This window comes from Microlunatus aurantiacus (assembly GCF_039536605.1).
GTDB lineage: Bacteria > Actinomycetota > Actinomycetes > Propionibacteriales > Propionibacteriaceae > Microlunatus > Microlunatus aurantiacus.
Window position 1 is genome coordinate 579,874 of sequence record NZ_BAAAYX010000013.1, and the last position, 21,494, is coordinate 601,367.

Consider the following 21,494-nt stretch of genomic DNA (forward strand, 5'->3'; position numbering starts at 1 on the left):
CAGCCGCCTGGGCGCGCCGACCCGCCGAACGTGACTCGCCGGTGGGGAACAGCCGAGTCCCGTTCCCCGAGCACGTCGGCTGAGTCAGTCGACGAACACCGACCAGCAGATCGGGTTACGCCGCCGCTGGTCCGCCAGGACCAGGTCGCGGATCTCGGGAGGCAGCTGGTCCCGCTGCCAGGCGCACTCGGCCCGCGCGGCGGCCTCGGCCTCGGCGGGCAAGACAGCAGCACGCGCCGCCTTGATGGCGTACGCAGCGGCGCCCAGGTCGTGCTCGGGGACGTGTGCCACGCAGGCGGTCTGGCCCGCGGCGTACGCGGCGAAGCGCGCCGAACCCCGCAACGGGCGGGCGGCAGCCATGGCGTGGCCGCCGAGAGCCCGGGCCGCCCTCATCGCGAGCTCACCGACGACCCAGGCCCGGGCTCCCTCGATCGCCTGCCGGGGACGGGGGTCGTCGGGCGCCTCGGCCTCGAACAGCCCGAGCACGTGCTCCGCGCAGAGAGCGGCCCACAGGGCGAGCCGGTGGTGGTCGGCGTCGGACAGCGACCCGCCCCGCCGGAGGGTGATCAGCCGCGGGTCACGGACCTCCGGCAGGATCACGCCACCCGCCGGAGGTGGTCGAGGAAGTCGGCGAGGTCGGTCCACAACGCCAGTCGCAGAGCGACCGGCATGCCGTTGTTGGCGCCGGACGGTCCCGGCAGCACGAAGGCAGGCACCCCGGCCACCGTCCACGGCTGCTCGCCGTAGTCCTTCGGCAGCCGGTGCCCGACACCGCGGGCGTACCAGGTGGCTGCCGTCTTGCTGACGAACGCGACAACGGCCGGCCCGACCTCGGTGACCGCGCGGTCCAGCTCGCGCCAGTAGATGACGGCCTCCGGTTCGCGGCCGGGCAGCAGGATCCGCTCGGTCACCAGGTCGGTCAGCCCGACCCCGAGTGCCGGCAGCCGGTCCACCCGGTCGGGGTCCAGCCGCTCGGGCACCAACCCGCTGCCCTGCAGCAGATCGAAGAACCGGTTGCCCGGTCCGGCGTAGTACTGCGCGGGCCGACGGCCTCGCCCGACCGTGCCGGCGATCACCAGTGGGATACCGGGGCGCAGCAGGGTCCGGTCGGGCTCGGTGCTCAACGGGTCAGGGGCAGTCATGGTCCCCGTCATCTCACCAGACCGGCGACCGGGGACACCACCTCGGCTGTCCACTCACGCACGCCCCCGCGCCGGCAGCGGCCGCTGCCCACGTGCGTAGCGGTCGCGGGCGTCCGTCAGCGAGTCCGGGTGCGCCGGAGCCGCACCTAGGATGGCGGACATGGCGACCTGGGAGGACGGGCCGGAGTACGCGCCCTATGAGCGACCCGACGAGTTCGCCGACCCCTCCGCCGCGACCGTGGGCCTCGAGGCCCCGCCGGCCGTGCCGCCGCCCCCTCCGGCGCCCCTCGAGCGCCCGGTCTTCGACGACCCGGGGCAGCCCGTCCCGCCCCTGGCCACCCTGGTGCCCCCGCCGCCGGCCGAGCGCGACCCCCACCAGCCGTTCGACGTCGCCAGCAGCCTGGTGACCGCCGAGTCCTCGGCCTGGGCCTCCACCCACTGGGCGGCGCCCCCGTCGTCCGGGCCGGCCCCGACCGTTCCCGGTCAACCCGCCCCCACCGTTCCCGGTCGGCCGGCCACACCCGCGTCCGGTCAAGCGGCCCCGTACGCCCCGGGAGCACCGTCCGGCCTGGCCGGTTGGCCCGCCACGAACGGCCAGCAACCCACCGGGAACGGTCAGCACCCGATCGCTCCCACGGGCAACGGACAGCGGCCCGCGTCCTCGGCCACCTCCGCCGATCCGACCACCGGCTACCCGCCGGAACTCCCCTCCCCCGCCGGCCAGCCCGGGTACGGGCAGAACGCGAACGGACAGCCCGGGTACGGGCAGAACGCGAACGGACAGCCCGGGTACGGACAGCCCGGGTACGGGCAGAACGCGTGGACCGGCAACCCGCCACCGCCGCCGGGGGCCTCAGCAGCTGGCAGTCAGCCCTTCCCGGCCCCGGGTCAGCCCGCCACGGGCGGTCCGTTCCCGGCCCCGGGCACGCCGCAGTGGTTCACACCCGGGGGCTACCCGCCGCCGATGCCGCCCGCCGCCCCGCCCAACGCCCGGACCGTGCTCGCCGCGGTGACCCCGGGTGTCCTGCTGACCCTGGTGATCGGCGGGTTCATCGCCGTGCTGGCTCCGGTCACCATCGTGGTGGCGTTCCTGCTCTCGAGCCGGATGACGTACGGACGCAAGGTCACCCGCACCGCCTTCGCCGCGGTGCTGGCCTTCCTCGGTCTGGTCGGGTTGCTGTCGCTGATCACCGCCGACGGGCTGTTCTCCCAGTGGTGGGACACCGTGGCCGGCTGGGCCTGCTTCGGCAGCTGGGTGATGATCGTCGCCGCCGTGATCGCCGGCTACCGGGCCCTGAAGCAGGGCCGTCCGGATCCGCCCCCGACCCCGCGCCGCTGACCGTGAGCGCCACTCCCCCGCCGACGCCCGTCGGCGTCCGTACGCTGACCGAGGCGTTGCGACGGTTCGACGCCGACGCTCTCACCCGGCTGCTCGGCCTCCGGCCGGATCTGGCCTACCCGGTGCCCGCGGACGTGGCGGAGCTGTCGGCCCAGGCGACCACGACGAGCTCGGTGACCCGCGCCCTGGACGGGCTGAACGCCTGGCAACGGGTGGTGGCCGAGGCACTGGCCGCCCTCCCCGATCCGGCCGCGCTGGGCGACCTCGCCGCCCTGCTGGGCGCCGAGCCCGCCGGCTGCTCGGCCGCCGTCGTGGACCTGCGCGAGCGGGCCCTGCTCTGGGGCGCCGACGACGAGCTGCACCTGGTGCGCGCCGCTCGCGACCACCTCGGGCCGTATCCCGGTGGTCTGACCCCGCCGTCGTCGCGACCGCTGGATCCCGGGACCGTCGACACCCTGCTGGCCGAGGCCGGACCCGAAGCGCGAGCGGTCGTCGACCGCCTGCTGTGGAGTCCCGCCGGGGCGGTCAGCGGCGCCGACCGGGCCGTCACCGTGGGGACGGCGCGGACGCCGCTGGAGCAGCTGCTGGCCCGCCGGCTGCTGCGACCAGCCGGATCCGACACCGTGCTGCTGCCCCGCGAGGTGGCCTGGCACCTGCGCGGCGAGCGGTTCACCCCCGAGCCGGTGCCCGTCACGGCCCCGACCCTGACCGGACGCGTCCGCACCCCGGCGCTGGTCGACCGTGCAGCGGTCGGGGCCGCGTACGGGTTCGTGCACGACGTCGAGCTGGTGGCCCACACCCTGCAGAGCACCCCGCACCGGCTGCTCCGGGAAGGCGGTGTCGCGGTCCGCGACGTCACCGGACTCGGCCGGGTCCTCGGCACCGACCACCAGCACGCCACCTTCGTCCTCGAGTGCGGGGCCGCGAGCGGGCTGCTGGCCGTCGGCGACGGCGGCCGGCTGCTGCCGACGGTGGACTACGACCGCTGGGCCGAGCGCGAACCGGCCGACCGCTGGCGCGCGCTGGCCGCCGCCTGGCGACACAGCGACCGGCTGCCGGGTGCCGCGAGCGAGCCGGGCGCACACGCTCTCGGACCCGAGTCGGAGGCCCCGGGGGCCGCCAGTGTCCGTGGCCTGCTGACCGAGCTGCTGGCGCAGGCGCCGGTCGGCACCGTGCTCGATCTCACCGACCTGCTGGACGTGGTCTCGTGGCACCGGCCCCGGCTCGTCCGGGTCGGCGGGGTGGCGCTGGAGTCGGTGCTGTCCTGGACCTGGCGGGAGGCGGGTTGGCTGGGGATCAGCAGCCTCGGGGCCGTGTCAGGTCTGGCCGGCGCCGCGCTCGCGGCGGACACCCACCCGCTGCCGGCCGATCTCGCCGAGGCCTTCCCGGCCACCGTGGAGCAGATCGTGCTGCAGGCCGATCTGACCGCCGTCGCCCCCGGACCCGTGCCCTACCGGCTGGCGCGCGAGCTCCGCCTGCTGGCCGACCAGGAGTCGCGCGGCGGCGCCGCCGTCTTCCGGTTCAGCGGCGCCTCGCTGCGGCGCGCCTTCGACGCCGGCTGGTCCGCGGCCGACGTGCACCGCTGGCTGGAGCACCACGCCACCACCGACCCACCCCAGCCGCTGGCCTACCTGATCGACGACATCGCGCGGCACCACGGCAGCATCCGGGTCGGCCCCGCCCAGGCGTACGTGCGGATCGCCGACCCGGCGCAGGTCGCCGCGCTCCTGACCCACCCGGACGCCAGCGTGCTGGGCCTGCGAGAGCTGGCGCCCGGGGTCCTGGTCGCCACGGCAGAGCCGTACGAGGTGGTCGACTTCCTGCACCGCATCGGGCACAGCCCGGCGGGCGAGGACTCCTCCGGTCGCTCCGTCACCGCCCCCGACCCGCTCCGCGCGCCCCGGCGGTCGGCGCACCGTCCTCGCCCGGACGTGCAGGCGGGTGAGGCAGCCGCGGCCGTGCTGCTCGGCGAGCAGAGCCGCCACACCCGGCGGAGTGTGCAGGCGGGCGCAGGCGCAGGGCCGGGGGCCGACCCCGGCGCGACCGCCGCGAACCTGAGCCGGCTGGCCACGGCGGAGCAGACCCAGGAGCCCGTACGGATCCGCTACGTCGCCGCCGACGGACGACCGGCCGCCCGCGAGCTGAGGGCGGTCCGCGCCGACGCCGGGCTGGTCCGCGGCGTCGACGTCGCCAGTGCCGAGACCGTGTCGATCGCGATGTCCCGCGTCTCGTCGGTCGACCCTGCGGTGCGGACCTCGCCACTAGACTGAGCGGATGCAGCCGGCGACCATCCGAAGACTCCTGGTCTTCGGCGTCTGCCTCGCCGGGGTGGGCGGTCTGTACCTGGTGCCGGGCATCGCCAGAGCCCCCGTCGGGCTCGGCTCCGCGCCGGCCCGGCACGACCTGCCCACCAGCCGCCCGGACCACACCGTCAGCCCGGGTCACACCGCCGGCCCGGTCGCCTTCACCACGTCACCGGCAGCAACCTCCAGCCTCTCGGCCGGGACCACCGGGTCGACGCTGCCGTCCGCTCCGTCGGGTGCGCAGGTCGGCGGTCCGGCGACCAGCACCGAAGCCGGCGCCGGCACCGCCCGGAGTGCGAGCGCGACGACCACCCGGATGGCGGCGGCCACCGCCGGCGTACCCGGCCGGGACCACACCCCGCCCGGGGCGGTGGGTCGGGTGTCCGTGACCCGGCTCGACGCGGAGCGGCTGAGCGTGAGCTGGCCGGAGGCCTCCGACGACGTGGCCGTCGTGAGCTACCGCGTCTGGCTGAACGGCTTCCTGGTGCTGGACACCCAGCAGCACCACGCCAGCCTCGCGTGGTTCAACGACTCGAGCACCCACGTCGTCCAGGTGCAGGCTCTGGACGCGGTCGGGAACCAGGGCCCCTCCAGCCCGACCCTGCTCGTGGTGCGACCGAGCCCCAGCGCCCCGCCCCCGAACCCCCATCCGTCCACCACGCTCCCCCCCTCCACCAGCCCGAGCCCGCCCGCCGGTGACTCCACCGACGGGCCCGCTCTCGCTCCCCCCGCCCCGGCCGGCTCCAGCCAGCCGGGCGACGTCGACCAGGAAGACTTCTCATGACCGCGACGTCTGGACCCTTGGTGGTCCAGTCCGACAAGACCCTGCTGCTCGAGGTCGACCACCCCGACGCCGACGCGTGCCGGATGGCGATCGCGCCGTTCGCCGAGCTGGAGCGCGCCCCCGAGCACATCCACACCTACCGCCTCACCCCGCTGGGGTTGTGGAACGCCCGCGCCGCCGGGCACGACGCCGAGCAGGTCGTCGACACGCTGCTGACCTACTCCCGCTACCCGGTGCCCAGCTCGCTGCTGGTCGACGTCGCCGACACCATGGACCGTTTCGGCCGGCTGCGGCTGGAGAAGCACCCGGTCCAGGGACTCGTGCTGGTCAGCACCGACCGCGCCGTGCTGACGGAGGTGCTCCGGTCGGCCAAGGTCAAGGGTCTGGTCGGTGCCCGGCTGGGCGACGACACCGTCGTCGTGCACCCGTCCGAGCGCGGCCACCTCAAGCAGGTGCTGCTGAAACTCGGCTGGCCGGCCGAGGACCTGGCCGGGTACGTGAACGGTGAGGCGCACGAGATCGCCCTGGACCAGGACGGCTGGGAGCTGCGGCCGTACCAGAAGCAGGCCGCCGACTCGTTCTGGCACGGCGGCTCCGGCGTGGTCGTGCTGCCCTGCGGGGCCGGCAAGACGATCGTCGGCGCAGCGTCGATGGCGCACGCCCAGGCCACCACGTTGATCCTGGTCACCAACACGGTCTCCGCCCGGCAGTGGCGGGACGAGCTGCTCCGCCGGACCACCCTGACCGCCGAGGAGATCGGGGAGTACTCCGGGGCGAAGAAGGAGATCCGACCGGTCACCATCGCCACCTACCAGGTGATCACCACCAAGCGCGGCGGGGTGCATCCGCACCTGGAGCTGTTCAGCGCCCGCGACTGGGGTCTGGTGATCTACGACGAGGTGCACCTGCTGCCGGCGCCGGTGTTCCGGATGACCGCCGACCTGCAGGCCCGTCGCCGGCTCGGGCTGACGGCCACGCTGGTGCGCGAGGACGGCCGGGAGGGCGACGTGTTCTCCCTGATCGGCCCGAAGCGCTACGACGCGCCCTGGAAGGACATCGAGGCCCAGGGCTACATCGCGCCGGCCGACTGCGTCGAGGTCCGGGTCACGCTGAGCGAGCCGGAGCGGATGACGTACGCGGTCGCGGAGCCGGACGTGAAGTACCGGCTGGCCTCCACCGCCGAGTCCAAGACCCAGGTGGTCATCGACCTCGTGGCCAAACACCGGGGGGTGCCGATCCTGGTCATCGGCCAGTACGTCGACCAGCTCGAGGACCTGGCGGCCCGGTTGGACGCCCCGCTGATCACCGGTCAGACCACGGTCCGGCAGCGGGAGAGGCTGTACGAGGCGTTCCGGTCCGGCGAGATCGACCTGCTGGTGGTCAGCAAGGTGGCCAACTTCTCCATCGACCTGCCCAGTGCGCAGGTCGCCATCCAGGTCTCCGGGGCCTTCGGCTCCCGGCAGGAGGAGGCCCAGCGCCTGGGCCGGCTGCTCCGCCCCAAGGCCGAGGGCACCACCGCCCGGTTCCTGGCGGTGGTGGCCCGTGACACCGTCGACGCCGACTTCGCCGCGCACCGGCAGCGGTTCCTGGCCGAGCAGGGCTACGCGTACACGATCATGGACGCCGAAGAGGCGGTGTAGTCGTCAGCTCGCCGGTGGGGCGAGGCGCCTCAGGCGTCGGCGTTCTGGGGCGGGTTCGGGCGGGGCTGCTCACCGGACTGGCCGTGCTTGCGGGTCGCCTTGTGCGCCACGGCGACGGGGCGGACGGCGTCCTGCATCAGGCTGCGGCTGACCGAGCCGAGGATGGCCCGGCTGAACGAGCGGCGGCCACGTGAGCCGACCACGGTGAGGACGGCACGCCGGCTCGCTTCCACCAGCGCGTCCGCGGGCAGCGCCTTGACCGCGACCTGCTCGATGGGCACGTCCGCGTAGTTGTGCCCCTTCACCCTGGCCAGGGACTCCCCGATCGTCTTCTCGGCCAGCCATCGCTCCGACTGCTCGAACTCCGCGATCAGGGCCGGTTCGACCGGGCGTGCCAGCCACGGCACGTGGTAGGCGGACAGCACGGTCAGACCGACGCCGCGGCAGCGGGCTTCCTCCAGGGCGAGGTGCAGGGCGGCGTCGGAGTGCTCCGAGCCGTCCACGCCCACCAGCACCGGGGCGTCCGGAAGCGGGTGCTCCCGCCACTCCGGCGGCACGATGAACACCGGGCAGACGGACTTGCCGGCCAGCCGCACACTCACCGAACCGAGCAACCGGCCGCTGATCGCGCCGAGACCACGGGTCCCCACCACCAGACCCTCGGCCCGCTTGGACGCCTCGATCAGGACGGCGGCCGGCGGTCCGCTGGCCAACCGGGCGGTGACGGCCAGGCCGGGCGCGAGGGCCTGGGCCGAGGCGAGGGCCGCGTCCAGCAGCTTGCGCGAGTAGTCGGTCAGCTCGTCGATGTCCGGGCGGGTCATCACCATCCCGTACGCGTCGGAGACCACGGGCACCGCGAGGGCGTAGACCAGCTCGACCTCGAGGTCGCGGCGGATCGCCTCCTCCAGCGCCCAGCCCATGGCGGTCTCGCTCTCCGGCGAACCGTCGATGCCGACGATCAGGTGCTTCGCCATCGGTGCCCCTTCACTCGTTGGTCGGTGTCACCCCATCTTGCCCACTCCGGCCCGCCCGGGACAGAGGCCCCCGGCTCGGAGCCGGCGGGACCTTGGTCCTCTGAACCGATCCTCCGCGATGACCACCCTCGGGGGTGGTCGTCCCCGCCGCGCCGGCCAGGGTGACCAGCGACTCCGGGGCGGCGTCGGAGTTCTTCCTGCTCGCCACCTTCCGCCTTCCACCTGACCCGGGCCGGGCTGGCTGACGGAGCGGACTCCTCGGCCGCCCTCACATGACGCGAGCCCGTGGCCGGATCGCCCTGACGGCACGCCGCCTCGGGCGTGGAGCGGGTGGTCCGAGCACCCCCATGAGGGTCTCCCTCAGGGCGGGGCCGCGTCATGGCGGCGAGTCGCACGGGTCTTCCTCGGCGAAGGGCGGCAACCGCGTCCCAGCGACGTGACGCGGCGCAGCCCACCGTCACCACAGGAAGGCACCACAGATGCAGCAGCCCACCTCACCGGCGTCCCCGACCCGGTTCCGGCGGAAGGCCGTCCTGGCGCTCGTCGCCCTCGCCACCACCATGTCGATGGCGCTCGGCACCGCTCCGACGACGCAGGCCGCGCCCCACGACCCGGCGCCGGTCAAGGCGGCGGCCGTCAAGAAGGCCAAGCCCACCGCGCTCAGCGCGCCGATCACCGGCACCCTGCAGGACGGCACGGGCAGCGTCGACGGGCTCTTCAACATCACCAAGTTCGCCAAGCGGAACGGCGAGCTCGTGGCTGTCGGCAGGTTCACCGGCACGATCACCGACGCCGCGGGCAAGGTCACGGCCGGGAGCAAGCAGATCGCGATCCCGCTGGCCACGGCTCCCGTGGCCGGTGCCGACGACGTCGCCAGGAACCAGCAGCTCGCCCCGGCGGCCGCCCCCGGACCGCTCAGCTGCCAGGTGCTCGACCTGGTGCTCGGACCGCTGGACCTGAACCTGCTCGGGCTCAAGGTGCACCTCGACACGGTGAAGCTCAACATCACCGCCGAGGGCGGTCCCGGCAACCTGCTGGGGAACCTGCTGTGTGCGGTCGCCGGGCTGCTCGACGGGGCCACCGGCCTCAACGGGATCCTCGCCAACCTCACCAAGCTGCTCAACCAGCTGCTGGCTGTGCTGGGCTGAACCGTCCGCCGCCGCGAGGCGACCTGCCCCCGCAGAGGTCGCCTCGCGGCGGTGGCATGCCCGACGCCGCCGGCGACCGTCGCACCGCCGGTCGGCTGACCCACCACGACCCCGCTGACGCACCGTTTCGCGCGCCGACGCACCCCCAGCGAGGGGTGCGCGGGTGAGCGAGAGGGTGCGTCGGCGGGTGGTCAGACCGGGACGGTGGACTCCTCCTGCCGACCGAGCCCCAGCGGTGGGAGCGTCGGCCCGGCGGCGCGGTCCCACAGCTCCAGCAGCTGCTCCGGCCAGATCCAGGCGCCACCGGCCTCGATCTCGGTCCGGGTCCACCAGCGGTGCCCCTGCAGGGTGAGCTGCTCCTCCTCGGTGTGCGCGGAAATGTCGATCTCGAACGCGGGCACGCGCACCAGGTAGAAGGTCTCGTCCTGCTCCAGCACCTGGTCGGAGTACCCGTGCACGGCGTAGCGCGTGGCCAGCGGCCCGACCAGCGCGTCCTCGTCGAGCACGTACCCGGTCTCCTCGGCCATCTCCCGGACCGCTGTGGTCCGTTCGGACTCGCCCGGATCCATCCCGCCACCCGGTGTCACCCACCAGGTCACCCCCGGTACGCCCGGGTCGCTGTCCTCGAACAGCAGCACCCGGTCGTCCGGCCCGACCACGATCACGCGGACCGCGCGCCGGGTCCGGACGGGTCGGTCGGCCGGGTCGTCGGGGATCTCGTACCTGCGGCCGCTCTCGTCGCTCACGTCGGTCAGCGTACGGACCGGGCGGCGAGCGCCGCGGTGCGGAGCCGGCGCGACGAGGCTCCCCCTCGGCGCGGCGCCCATCGGCGGCGGGAAAAGCCGTCGACGGCCGATGGGGGCTCTGCTAGCGTGACCCGGCTCCTCACCACCCTCGCCGAGTCCGTCGGAGGCCGCCGCATGCCCGCCCCAGAGTCAGCGCCCGAGCGACCCGCGACAGGACAGTCACCCGAGCCCCCGGTCGACCACACGCTGGAACGGGAACGCCGTCACCTGGGTGATGCCCGGACCGCCCTGCGCCGGATGCGCGAACACACCGCCGGTCTGACGGCCATCGGCGGCGACCACGTCTCCACCGAGCACCTCAAGCAGGTGCTCTACCGCCGGATGAAGGCGCTCGAGGACGACCCCGTCGTGCCGCTGTTCTTCGGCCGCCTGGACTACGACACCCGGCTCGGCGGCGAGCTGGACGAGACCCTCTACATCGGGCGTCGCCACGTCACCGGCGAGATCGGCGGCGAACCGCTGGTGATCGACTGGCGGGCCCAGATGTCGCTGCCGTTCTACCAGGCCCGTCCCGGTGAGCCGATGGGCGTGCGCTCGCGGCGCCGGTTCGGTTTCTCCCACGGCCAGCTGACCGCGTACGAGGACGAGGACCTCACCAGCGTCGGCGGGGTCTCGGGGCTGGAGTCGGAGATCCTGGAGTCCGAGATCGAGCGGCCACGGACCGGGCCGATGCGCGACATCGTGGCCACGATCCAGCCCGAGCAGGACCGGATCGTCCGGGCCCGACTGAGCGACTCCCTGTGCATCCAGGGCGCGCCAGGCACGGGCAAGACCGCCGTCGGCCTGCACCGCGCCGCCTACCTGCTCTACGCCTACCGCGACCAGCTGGCCCGGTCCGGGGTGCTGGTGGTCGGACCCAACGACAGCTTCCTGTCCTACATCGGCGACGTGCTGCCGGCGTTGGGGGAGATCGACGCCACCCAGGCCACCGTGTCCTCGCTGGTGAGCGAGGCCACCGGGGCCGCGATCCGCGGACTGGACCTGGTGCCGGCCGCGCTGGTCAAGGGCGACGCCCGGATGGCCACCGTCCTGCGCCGGGCCGTCTGGGGCCACGTGACCCGGCCGACCGAGGCGCTGGTCGTGCCGCGTGGGGCCTACCAGTGGCGGGTGGGCAGCTACCTCGCTGTGGAGATCGTCGACGAGCTGACCAGCCGCGGCGTCCGCTACGAGGCCGGCCGGACGATGCTGCCGCAGCGCCTGGCCCACCAGGTGCTGCTCCGGATGGAGGCGGCGGGCGACTCCCCCGACGACCGGGTGCAGAACGCGGTCGCCCGGAGCAAGCCGGTGAAGACGTACGCCGACCTGCTCTGGCCCCGGCTCGACCCGGCCAAGCTGGTCCTCCGGTTGCTCACCGACGCCGGCTTCCTGGCCACCGCGGCGGACGGGATCCTCACCCGGGAAGAACAGCAGCTGATCATGATGACCAAGCCGGCCCGCAGCGCGGCCACCGCCCGGTGGTCCCTGGCCGACGTGGTCCTGATCGACGAGACCGCCGACCTGATCAACCGGACACCGAGTCTCGGGCACGTGATCGTCGACGAGGCCCAGGACCTGTCCCCCATGCAGCTGCGGGCCGTCGGCCGACGGGCGAGCACGGGATCGGTCACCGTGCTGGGTGACCTGGCGCAGGCCACGACCCCGTGGGCCACCTCGTCGTGGGCGGAGTCGATGGCTCATCTCGGCCACCCGGACGCCGACGTCGAGGAGCTGGTGGCCGGCTTCCGGGTGCCCGGCGCGGTGATCGACTTCGCAGCCCGGCTGCTGCCCCGGATCGCTCCGCAGCTCACGCCCCCGCACTCGGTGCGCCGGAACCGCGGCGCCCTCGACCTGCGCCTCAGCACCGCCGTCGGCGGCGATCTGGCCGCCGCCACCCGGGAGGCGCTGGAACGGGAGGGGACCGTCGGCGTGATCGTGCCCGATGCCGCGGTGCCGACCGCCCGCGCGGCGCTCGAGCGGGCCGAGGTCCGCTACGACCTGCTGGGCGAGGACGCCCAGGTCTTCGACGCCCGCGTCGACCTGGTCCCGGCCTCGCTGGCCAAGGGCCTGGAGTTCGACCACGTGGTGCTGCTCGAGCCGGCCGACATCGTGGCCGGAGAACCGGACGAGGTCACCGGGCTCCGCCGCCTCTACGTCTGCCTGACCCGCGCGGTCACCTCGCTCGTCGTCGTGCACGCCGCGCCGCTCCCCGGCGCCCTGGACGCGGCCCCCGCCGCCTGAGTCGGTCGCCGCCCAGCGATGCCCTCTTGACGGTGTCGCCCCGCTGCAATATATTACATATTACCTTCACCGACGGGCCGACACCGGCAGGAACGAGGAGCAGATGGCCACCATCGACGGCGCCACCACGAACGTGGTGCTCGTGCACGGCGCGTTCGCCGACGGTTCGGGCTGGCGCGGCGTCTACGACCGCCTCACCAGTCGGGGCTACCGCGTCACGATCGTCCAGAACCCGCTCACGTCCTTCGAGGACGACGTCGCCGCCACCAACCGGGTGCTGGATCGGCAGGACGGACCGACGATCCTCGTCGGGCACTCGTGGGGCGGCACCGTCGTCACCGAGGCCGGCCGGCACGACAAGGTGGCCGGTCTGGTCTACGTCGCGGCCCTCGTGCCGGACACCGGTGAGAGCTCGGGCCAGCAGTACGAGGGCTTCGCTGCGACCCCCGACTTCGTGATCGACGTCGGCGCGGACGGCTTCGGCTTCCTCGACCACGACACGTTCCAGAAGGGCTTCGCCGACGACGCGGGCGACGCCGACGCGGCGTTCCTGCGGGACAGCCAGGTCCCCGTCAACATGTCCGTCTTCGCGCAGCCGGTCACCGAGGCCGCGTGGCGGCACAAGCCGAGCTGGGCGGTGTTCGGCACCGAGGACCGGGCCTTCGACCAGGCGATGCTCCAGCACATGGCCGAGCGCGCAGGCGCCCGCATCACGACAGTGCCCGGGAGCCACGCCGTCTACCTGACCAGGCCCGACGTCGTCACCGACGTGATCGTCGCCGCCGCCTCGGCCACGATCGCGGAGCAGGTTCCTGCCGGCAGCCGATGAGCCCCGCCACCACCGTCGCCTCATCACACGGTGCGTTGACTCGCCGGGGCCTCCCCTGTGCAATACAGGGCATGCCCGTCCCGACGTCCTCCGACCGTGCCGACCGACGGCTGCTGCGCGACGACGTCTACGGCCACCTGCGCGATGCCATCATCGACGGCACCTTCCAACCGGGCGAGCAGCTGCGGGACGCGGAGCTCGCGACCTGGCTGGGTGTCAGTCGCACCCCCATCCGCGAGGCCCTCCTGCGCCTCGGCCAGACAGGGCTGGTCGTGGCGCAGCCAGGGCGTTCCACCATCGTCAGCGGGATCAGCTCGCGTGCGCTTCGGGAGGCGCGCGATGTCGTGGCGGCCATGCACCAGCTGGCAGTGCGGGACGCCGTACCCCGGCTGACCGGGGACGACCTCCAGCTCATGCGCGAGGCCAACGCCCGGTTCGAGGGGGCCGTCACGGCCGGGGACGTCGACGGTGCACTGGAGGCCGACGACGCGCTGCACGGGGTTCCCGTCAGCGTGTGCGGCAACCGCTCGCTGATCACCGTCCTCGAGCAGTTCACGCCGGTGCTGCGACGCGTCGAGCGGCTCCGGTTCGCCTCCATCGACGGTCGCAACTCGGTCGGCAAGCACGACGAGCTGATCCGTCTCTGCGCCGCGGGCGACCGCGACGGCGCCGCGGCCGTCGCCTTCGGCACCTTCCAGGGCCTGTCGGACGACGACGGGTCCTGAGCACCTCCGGGGCCGTCGGCGGCAGTTCTGCGACCGGCCCCGTGGTGGGTCAGGCGAGGGTGAGGGTGCCCGGCGTGCCGGGTGGGCCGGCCGCGAGGGTGACCGCCGCCCCCAGCGGCAGGGCCAGGTTGCGGGAGCCGTGGCCCACGGCGACCTCGGTGAGCACCGGGATCCGCAGCCGCTCCAACCGGTCCGCGATGACCGCCGCGGCCAGTCCGGACGAGATCGGCGACGCCCCGGGGACCGGGCTGAACTCCCCCACCACCACCCCGCGGACCTGGTCGAACCAGCGCGAGCGGAGCAGCTGGGTCAGCATCCTGTCGATCCGGTAGCCGTCCTCGCCGACGTCCTCGAAGACCGCCACCGCGGACACCTCCGGGGGCGGTTCGACCCCGACGTCGGCAGCCACGAGCGACAGGTTGCCGCCGACCAGGCGGCCCTGACCGACGCCCGGCACGGCACTGCGACCGGCCGCCAGCCGCGCCCCGGCCGCCGGCGGATCCATGATCATCGACCGCAACGCCCGTACGGTCTCGGGGTCGGCCAGCTGGTCGACCGAGCCCAGCACGGGTCCGTGGACGGTGACCTGGTCGAGATCGCGACCCAGCCGGGCGTGCAGCGCGGTGATGTCGCTGAAGCCGACGAAGGTCTTGGGTCCGGCCGCCCGGACGGCGGACCAGTCCACCAGGTCGACCATCCGCTGCGCCCCGTAGCCGCCGCGGGCCGCCCAGACCGCCGCGACCTCCGGATCGGTCCAGGTGGCGGTGAGGTCGGCGGCCCGGTCCTGATCATCGGCGGCCAGGTACGTCAGCGGCCGGTAGCTGCCCAGCACCCGCGGGGACAGCCGGACCCGCAGACCCCAGGACTCGAGCAGGACCACCCCCGGTTCCAGCCGCTCCGGCGCCACCGGACCCGACGGAGACACCACCGCCACCAGGTCCCCGGTCGCCAGCGGTCGCGGCCAGAACCGACCCAGGGGCGGGGCGAGCACCGAGCGGTGCCGGCGGCGGAGCCCGGCCTGGTGCAGCAGGGCCACGATCTCCCGCGACGTCGCCGGTCGCGCACCGGCGGCCACCACCACCTCGTACCGGTCGGCGATGACGTCGTAGTGGTCACGCTCGAAGGCCCGCGGCGGGATCCCCACCGAGGCAGCGAAGTCGTGCAGCTCGGCGTACGCGGTGTCGCTGATCATGTGCGACCAGAGCCGACCGTGTCCGGGCCAGGTCGGTGGGTCGATGAAGATCGCCACGACGCCGGTCAGCCCGGTTCGGCCCGGCGGGTCGCGTCGTCGATCAGCCGGCGCCAGGTGCCGACCAGATCGGCGTCCACGTACGCCTTCCAGGACCCGAGCGGTCGCGCCGACGAGCCGATGTGGAAGGCGCGGACGCCGGCCCGGGCCAGCCAGGGCACGTGCTCGGGCAGGAGACCACCGCCGGCCATGATCGTGTCGCGGGCGAACTCGTCAGTCCGCGCCCGGGCGACCAGCTCCTCCAGGCCCTCCGTCACCCCGCGCGCCGAGCCCGCGGTGAGCACCTGGTCGAGTCCCGGCAGCCGGCGCAGCGTGCGCCACGCCTTATCGGTGCTGAAGCAGGAGTCCACAGCGCGGTGGAAGGTCCAGCCGAAGTCCGGCTCCGGGCCGACGATCTCCAGCACCACCTCGGCGTCGATCTCGGTGTGCCCGTTGAGAAACCCGAGGACCACCCCGTCGGCACCCACCGACCGGTAGGACGACAGCAGACCCTGCAACCGGGTCACCTCACCCCCGTCGGTGCCGAAGCCCTCCCGCAGTCGCAGCATCACCCGGATCGGCAGGCTGGTCGCCCGCCGCACCTGACCGACCAGCGCCGGCTCGGGCGAGAGCCCGTCGCTGGTCATCGTGCCGACCAGCTCGATCCGGTCCGCCCCACCCGCTTCCGCGCGTTCCGCGTCGGCGGCCTGGAGCGCGATGACCTCGAGCACGCCGCTCACGGCGACACCTCGCTCGCCTCGGAGCCGCCGTCCAGGTCCTCGATGGTGGCCAGGGAGGGGCCGCAGGCCTCGCGCAGCTCGGTCGCCACGAGCTCCGCCTCACCGAGCACCCGGGTGACGTTCCGCCACCCCAGCTTGGCCAGATCGTCCTCCGACCAGCCGTGGTCGGCCAACGCGTCGAGCAGCCGGGGATAGCCGGCCACGTCCGCCAGACCCTCCGGCAGCGCATCCACCCCGTCGTAGTCGCCGCCGAGCCCGATGTGGTCGATCCCGGCCACCTCGCGGACGTGCTGGCAGTGCGCCACCACGTCGGCCAGCGTGGCGGTCGGCTTGTCGGCCAGGTGCGGCCGGACGAACTCGTCCATGGCCGCCAGGTCGCGCACGTCGACCCCGGCGGCCCGCGCCTGCGCCTCCACCCCCAGCTGCCACTCGCGTACCGCCGGCGAGACGAAGGCCGGCACGAAGGTGATCATGCAGAGCCCCCCGTTGTCCGGCAGCTGGGCCAGCACGTCGTCGGGCACGTTGCGCGGGTGGTCGCAGACGGCGCGGGCCGACGAGTGGGAGAAGATCACCGGCGCCGCGCTGACGGCCAGCGCGTCGCGCATCGTGTCGGCGGAGACGTGCGAGAGGTCGACCAGCATGCCGATCCGGTTCATCTCCCGGACCACCTCGCGACCGAACTCGCTCAACCCGCCCAGGCGGGGCTCATCGGTGGCCGAGTCGGCCCAGTCGGTGTTCTCGTTGTGGGTGAGGGTCAGATAGCGCACCCCCAGCCGGTAGAGGGAACGCAGCGTGCCGAGCGAGTTGTCGATGCTGTGTCCGCCCTCGGCCCCGAGCAGGCTGGCGATCGGACCACCCTGCTCGGCCGTGAGCTGGAGTCCCTCCGCCGACGTGACCAGCGCCAGGGCGTGCGGGTAGTGACCCACCATGGAGTGCACGGCGTCGATCTGCTCCAGGGTCGCGGTGACCGCAGCCGCTCCGCGGTAGGAGCAGGGCACGAACACCGACCAGAACTGACCGGCCACCCCACCGGCGTGCAGCCGGCCCAGGTCGGTGTGCAGCTCCGGACACGGTTGCGCGATGTCGTGCACGGTGAAGTCGTAGCCGACCTTGCGCATCGCCCACGGGAGATCGTTGTGTCCGTCCACCACCGGCCGCGTCACCATGAGCGCCATCTTGTCAGCCGCACCCGCCCCGACCGGCACGAGCGGATGAAGTTGTCACCGATGTCGGAGACAACTCCATCCACAGGGACTGTGGCGTCCCGAGCGTCGTCCACAGCTTGCCCGGCACCCCGTCCGAATCGCGCCGACATCCGCAGAGTGCAGGTGTGCACCACCGCCAGGACCCACCCGACGACGTGCTGCGCACCGCCGTCGCGCAGGGCGGGGTGATCAGCGCCGAGCAGGTCGTCCTGCTCGGCTACAGCCTCCGCTGCGCCGACCGGCTGGTGAACCAGCGCAGCTGGAACCGGCTGGCCCGGGGCATCTACCACCTCGGCGCCGGCGAACCCACCTGGGTGGGTCAGGCCTGGGCGGGAGCGCTCATGGGCGGCACCGTCGCCAGGCTCGGCTTCCGGGCGGCAGGATTCCTGTGGGGGTTCGTGGACGAGCCGCCGGCGTCCATCAGCGTGCTGGTCCCGCACGGCCGACTGCACAGGCACCCGGGTCCGTGGACCTTCCAGCAGGAGCGGCCGGGCGTCCGACTGTCGCGGAGTCCCGGATCACCGCCCCGGACCACCGTCGAGGACACGGTCCTCGACCTGTGCAGCCTCGCCCGGCCCCGAGACCTCGCGGGTCTGCTGAGCCGGGCCGTGCAGTCACGGCGGACCACGGCGCTAAGGATCGAGGAGCGTCTGGGCGACCGCGCCCGGATGCCGCACCGTCAGCTGCTGCAGCAGATGCTTCAGGACGTGGGCGACGGCGCCGAGTCGGCCCTCGAACTTCGCTACCTGCGTGACGTCCAGCGCCCGCACCACCTGCCACCCGCCCGGCGGCAGGCTCGTGGTCGGCGCGGTCAGGAGTTCCGCGACATGCGCTACGAGGCGTTCGGCACCATCGTCGAGCTGGACGGGCGGCTGCACATCCTCGGCCGGTTCCGTGACATGGACCGCGACAACGCGACCCTGCTCGAAGGCGACCTCACCCTGCGGTACGGCTGGCCCGACATCACCGAGCGGCCGTGCCAGGTGGCCCGGCAGGTGGCGGCGCTGCTCATCGCACGCGGCTGGACCGAGGTGCCCACGCGCTGCACCCGCTGCGCCGGCGCTACCGACCGGGACCTCCACGACTTCTGAGGCCCTTCACCTTGATCGGACGCGATCGTCTCCGATGTCGGTGACAACTCCATCCGATCCGCGGGCGGTGGCGGGTCCTACCATCGAGTCCGTGCGCACCGTGGCGCTCTGCCTCGCTCTCACCCTGCTCGTGCTGGCCGGATGCACCTGGTCCGACACCGAGCCCGGTCTGTTGCAGCGGCGCGATCCGTCCACGGCGCCGCCGACCCCCCTGCCCCCGGCACCGACCAACCCGCTGCTGCCGGTAGCCGGCGAGACGACCTGGACCAGCGCGGAGGGTCAGCAGGTCACCTCCCGGATCGCCGTGCACGCGGTCCGCCGGGGGGCGGGTCTGACCGTGCTCGACTGGTCGGTGACCCCGCTGACGGCGCCCGACCGCCGGGCCGGCGACGAGGTGCCGCCCGGCTTCGACCTGGGCCTGGACCGCAGCTCGGCCGGCGGGGTGAACATCGTGCTGGTCGACCCGCGCTCGAAGCGGGTCTACCGCCCGCTGAGTCACCGGGGCCGGAACCAGGCCTACAGGTGCCTGTGCACCCCGATCTGGGCGGCTCAGACCAACCTGCACCTCGGTGAGACGCGCCTCCTCCAGGTCGCCTTCCCCGCTCTGCCCGCCTCGGTCCGCTTCGTCGACGTCGTCGCGGCGACCCTGCCGCCGTTCGGCCACCTGCCGGTCACGCCCGAGGACCACGTCCCCACCGCCACCCACCCGGCGGACCTCGCCCGCCCGGCCGAGCCGGTGGCACCGCTCACCGCCCCCCAGTACTTCCAGACCGACGACGGAGCCGACACCCGCCGCACGGCCACGCTGCGGGTGGATCAGGTGCTCGCCGACGCGGACTCGACCACCGTCCGCTGGACCCTGCGGTCGATGAGTGGTCAGCGGGCCTTCCTCGTGGTGCCGTTGGGACCTCCCCTGGTGGCGGTCCCGGCCGAGGACACGCCGGTGCTCAGCACCAACGCCGCCAGCGGTCCCACCCTCTCGGTGGGCAGCGGACCGGCACTCCGGGCGCGCTGGACGACCGGGACGTACGAGGACCGCCGCTTCCTCGAGTGCCTGTGCACCAACCTGGACTTCTGGGCCATCGGTCTGCGCGCCGCCGGGGGCTCCGCCCAGCTGGTCACCACCTACCCCGCCCTCCCGCGGGGCACCACGCGGGTCGACGTCGTGCTGCCCGGCACGGCCAACCTGCCGAATCTGGCCGTGAGCCCGGCGCCGGACGGCTCCACCCGGATCGGTCCGCCCACGCCGACCTCGGTCGGGCTCTGGTACGCCACGTCACGACCCGAGCTCGGGTGGGCGACGGCCGAGTGGCCCACGCCCGTCCCCGATCCCGCTCAGCTGACCGACTACGTCCCCTCGGTCGACACGATCACCCGACTCCCGCGCTGAGCGGTCAGCCGGCGAGGACCAGCGCACCGGTCCCGGCCACCAGGCACAGCGGCACCAGGAGGGCGCCGAGCAGTGCGAAGCGCAGCCACGACACCTGCAACCCGGCGGCGCGGCACCGGCCCGCCCACAGCAGGGTGGCCAGGCTCGCCCACGGGGTGATCAAGGGTCCCGCGTTCACCCCGACCAACAGGGCGGCCAGCCGGACGGGCGAGTCGAGGGCGGTCGGCTCCACGGCCAGGTAGGCGGGCAGGTTGTTGAGCAGGTTGGCCGCGACGGCCGACACACCCGCCAGGCGCAGCAGCTCGAGCCAGCCGTCGCCCTGCCCCACGAGCTCGCCCACCAGCGTCGACAGCCCGTACGCGTGCGCGCCCTGGACCAGGACGAACAAGACGCTGACCCCGAGCACCAGGGGCCAGGGCAGCAGGCTCCAGCGCAGCAGCCGCGGCCGGCGGACGAGGCAGGCGACGACCAGCACGACGGCACCCGCCACGGCGGCCACGGTGACGTCGACGCCGAGCACGAAGGCCGGGCCGAGCCCGGCACAGACCACCCCGGCGGCCACCAGCAACGGTCGGTCCTCCACCGGGAACGGGGTCGGCACCTCGTACCGGCCGCGGAGCCGACGCCGGAACACCACCCCCAGGAGCCCCACCGTCACCGCCCAGACGGCCAGGGCCGGCGCCCACAGCAGCGGGGTGAACGCCACCCCGGCCGGCCGCAGCCGCGCGTACGCCAGCAGGTTGGTCAGGTTGGACACGGGCAGGACCAGGGAGGCCGTGTTGGCCAGCCAGACGGCGGTGAAGGCGAACAGCTCCTGCCCGAGGCCGAGCCGCCGGGCCAGCACCAGCACGACCGGGGTGAGCAGCACAGCTGTCGTGTCCAGCGACAGCACCGCGGTGGCCACGGAGGCGACCAGCACCACCAGCAGCCACAGACCGAGCACCGAGCCTCGGCCGACGACGGCCGCCCAGCGCGCGATGATCGCGAACAGCCCGATGCCGTCGGCCAGCTCCGCCACCACGGTGATCGCCACCAGGAACACCAGGATCGGGCCGACCCGGTCGGCCAGGTCGACGAAATCCGCCAGCTGCACGCGCCGACCGTAGTCCCGGCTCACGTGTGGGCTGAGTCACGGCAGTAAGAGTTGACCTGACCATAACCTGCGGCGTAGGCTCGATCCAGCGACTTAAGGTCAGGTTAACCAGAAGTCCCACCGAGCAGCGACGAGGAGCCGAGCCATGACCGACCAGGGCATCGAGCTCGCCGTCTCCACGGTGATCTTCGCCCTGCGCCCGCACCCCACGACCGGCGAGACCACCCTGTGGCTGCCGCTGGTGCGCCGGATCCGTCAGCCGCACGAGGGCCGCTGGGCGCTGCCCGGCGGACCGCTGCTCCCCGACGAGGACCTGGCCGCCAGCGCCCGCCACACCCTGGAACGGACCACCGGTCTCAGCTCGAGCTACCTCGAGCAGCTCTACTCCTTCGGCGCGGTCGACCGCTCGCCGCAGCGGGTCGTCTCGATCGTCTACTGGGCTCTGGTCCGCTCCGACGAGGTGGCCGGCGCCGTCGACGGGGAGAACGTGCAGTGGTGCGTGGCCGACGAGATCCCCGAGCTGGCCTTCGACCACGACGGCATCGTGCAGTACGCGCTGAACCGGCTGCGGGCCAAGATCACCTACTCCCCCATCGCCCGGTTCTTCCTCAGTCCGGAGTTCACCCTGGCCGAGCTGCGGGCGGTCCACGAGGCGGTGCTGGTCAAGCGGATCGACCCGGCCAACTTCCGCCGCCAGGCCCTGGCCACCAAGACCCTGGTCCCGACCGGCAGCCAGCTCACCGGCACCAGCCACCGACCACCAGCTCTCTACCGCTTCCAGGTCACCTCCAGCGACAGGAACCCACGATGACCCTGTCCGATGGTCGCGCTCCGCGCTCC

General features: G+C 73.6%; 19 protein-coding genes. 11 read left to right on the forward strand and 8 right to left on the reverse strand.

Going from position 1 to position 21,494, the window contains the following annotated elements; all coding sequences use genetic code 11:
* Window positions 1-84: 84 nt before the first annotated feature.
* Both ABD714_RS16570 and ABD714_RS16575 read right to left on the reverse strand, forming a co-directional pair.
* Window positions 85-600: a putative immunity protein gene (locus tag ABD714_RS16570; protein WP_344813510.1), complete on the reverse strand. Its 516-nt coding sequence runs from the start codon at window positions 598-600 to the stop codon at window positions 85-87.
* A complete protein-coding gene (locus ABD714_RS16575) occupies window positions 597-1,142 on the reverse strand; it encodes a mismatch-specific DNA-glycosylase (RefSeq protein WP_344813511.1) in 546 nt (181 codons plus the stop codon). Before ABD714_RS16575 ends, ABD714_RS16570 begins: the two co-directional genes overlap by 4 nt.
* A gap of 160 nt (window positions 1,143-1,302) precedes the next feature.
* Here ABD714_RS16575 and ABD714_RS16580 point away from each other — a divergent pair, with 160 nt between their 5' ends.
* Genes ABD714_RS16580 through ABD714_RS16595 form a run of 4 tightly spaced genes read left to right on the forward strand, consistent with a single transcriptional unit; the run spans window position 1,303 to window position 7,208 of the window.
* Window positions 1,303-2,481, forward strand: a complete 1,179-nt coding sequence (locus ABD714_RS16580; protein WP_344813512.1) for a hypothetical protein — start codon at window positions 1,303-1,305, stop codon at window positions 2,479-2,481.
* Window positions 2,482-2,483: 2 nt separating this feature from the next.
* On the forward strand, window positions 2,484-4,751 hold the full coding sequence (locus ABD714_RS16585; protein WP_344813513.1) for a helicase-associated domain-containing protein: 2,268 nt from the start codon (window positions 2,484-2,486) through the stop codon (window positions 4,749-4,751).
* A 4-nt stretch (window positions 4,752-4,755) separates the two neighbouring features.
* Window positions 4,756-5,568 (forward strand): hypothetical protein, encoded by an 813-nt coding sequence (locus ABD714_RS16590; protein ID WP_344813514.1) that lies wholly within the window; start codon window positions 4,756-4,758, stop codon window positions 5,566-5,568.
* Window positions 5,565-7,208, forward strand: coding sequence for a DNA repair helicase XPB (locus tag ABD714_RS16595; protein ID WP_344813515.1), 1,644 nt, complete (start codon window positions 5,565-5,567; stop codon window positions 7,206-7,208). The genes ABD714_RS16590 and ABD714_RS16595 overlap by 4 nt, the downstream gene beginning before the upstream one ends.
* A gap of 29 nt (window positions 7,209-7,237) precedes the next feature.
* On the opposite strand, the gene ABD714_RS16600 is transcribed toward ABD714_RS16595, so the two are convergent.
* Window positions 7,238-8,182, reverse strand: a complete 945-nt coding sequence (locus ABD714_RS16600; protein ID WP_344813516.1) for a universal stress protein — start codon at window positions 8,180-8,182, stop codon at window positions 7,238-7,240.
* Window positions 8,183-8,661: 479 nt separating this feature from the next.
* On the opposite strand from ABD714_RS16600, the gene ABD714_RS16605 reads away from it, so the two are divergent.
* Window positions 8,662-9,330: a hypothetical protein gene (locus ABD714_RS16605; protein WP_344813517.1), complete on the forward strand. Its 669-nt coding sequence runs from the start codon at window positions 8,662-8,664 to the stop codon at window positions 9,328-9,330.
* Between the two features lie 191 nt (window positions 9,331-9,521).
* On the opposite strand, the gene ABD714_RS16610 is transcribed toward ABD714_RS16605, so the two are convergent.
* Window positions 9,522-10,076, reverse strand: coding sequence for an NUDIX hydrolase (locus ABD714_RS16610; protein WP_344813518.1), 555 nt, complete (start codon window positions 10,074-10,076; stop codon window positions 9,522-9,524).
* Window positions 10,077-10,250: 174 nt separating this feature from the next.
* Here ABD714_RS16610 and ABD714_RS16615 point away from each other — a divergent pair, with 174 nt between their 5' ends.
* The 3 genes from ABD714_RS16615 to ABD714_RS16625 all read left to right on the forward strand — a co-directional run bounded on the left by ABD714_RS16615 (window position 10,251) and on the right by ABD714_RS16625 (window position 13,907).
* Entirely contained in the window at window positions 10,251-12,353 is a 2,103-nt protein-coding gene (locus tag ABD714_RS16615) for a HelD family protein (protein ID WP_344813519.1), read from the forward strand.
* 103 nt (window positions 12,354-12,456) lie between these two features.
* Window positions 12,457-13,182 carry an alpha/beta fold hydrolase gene (locus tag ABD714_RS16620; RefSeq protein ID WP_344813520.1) on the forward strand — a complete coding sequence of 242 codons (726 nt, stop codon included), beginning with the start codon at window positions 12,457-12,459 and terminating at the stop codon, window positions 13,180-13,182.
* Between the two features lie 71 nt (window positions 13,183-13,253).
* Window positions 13,254-13,907, forward strand: coding sequence for a GntR family transcriptional regulator (locus tag ABD714_RS16625; protein WP_344813521.1), 654 nt, complete (start codon window positions 13,254-13,256; stop codon window positions 13,905-13,907).
* 49 nt (window positions 13,908-13,956) lie between these two features.
* Here the strand turns inward: ABD714_RS16625 and ABD714_RS16630 are convergent, their stop codons facing one another.
* From ABD714_RS16630 to ABD714_RS16640, 3 genes are read right to left on the reverse strand one after another with little or no spacing between them, the layout of a single operon-like run.
* Window positions 13,957-15,156: a DUF4031 domain-containing protein gene (locus ABD714_RS16630; RefSeq protein ID WP_344813522.1), complete on the reverse strand. Its 1,200-nt coding sequence runs from the start codon at window positions 15,154-15,156 to the stop codon at window positions 13,957-13,959.
* An 8-nt stretch (window positions 15,157-15,164) separates the two neighbouring features.
* Window positions 15,165-15,875, reverse strand: a complete 711-nt coding sequence (locus tag ABD714_RS16635; protein ID WP_344813523.1) for a copper homeostasis protein CutC — start codon at window positions 15,873-15,875, stop codon at window positions 15,165-15,167.
* The gene (locus tag ABD714_RS16640) at window positions 15,872-17,041 is read right to left on the reverse strand and encodes a dipeptidase (RefSeq protein WP_344813524.1); all 1,170 of its coding nucleotides are present in this window, start codon (window positions 17,039-17,041) and stop codon (window positions 15,872-15,874) included. The genes ABD714_RS16635 and ABD714_RS16640 overlap by 4 nt, the downstream gene beginning before the upstream one ends.
* A 164-nt stretch (window positions 17,042-17,205) precedes the next feature.
* Here ABD714_RS16640 and ABD714_RS16645 point away from each other — a divergent pair, with 164 nt between their 5' ends.
* Entirely contained in the window at window positions 17,206-18,171 is a 966-nt protein-coding gene (locus ABD714_RS16645) for a hypothetical protein (protein WP_344813526.1), read from the forward strand.
* A gap of 91 nt (window positions 18,172-18,262) precedes the next feature.
* Window positions 18,263-19,561 (forward strand): hypothetical protein, encoded by a 1,299-nt coding sequence (locus tag ABD714_RS16650; protein ID WP_344813527.1) that lies wholly within the window; start codon window positions 18,263-18,265, stop codon window positions 19,559-19,561.
* 4 nt (window positions 19,562-19,565) lie between these two features.
* Here ABD714_RS16650 and ABD714_RS16655 read toward each other — a convergent pair whose 3' ends face one another.
* Complete coding sequence (locus ABD714_RS16655; protein WP_344813528.1) at window positions 19,566-20,654, reverse strand: SLC13 family permease; 1,089 nt, start codon at window positions 20,652-20,654, stop codon at window positions 19,566-19,568.
* A 145-nt stretch (window positions 20,655-20,799) separates the two neighbouring features.
* On the opposite strand from ABD714_RS16655, the gene ABD714_RS16660 reads away from it, so the two are divergent.
* Window positions 20,800-21,465: an NUDIX hydrolase gene (locus tag ABD714_RS16660; protein ID WP_344813529.1), complete on the forward strand. Its 666-nt coding sequence runs from the start codon at window positions 20,800-20,802 to the stop codon at window positions 21,463-21,465.
* Window positions 21,466-21,494 lie beyond the last annotated feature (29 nt).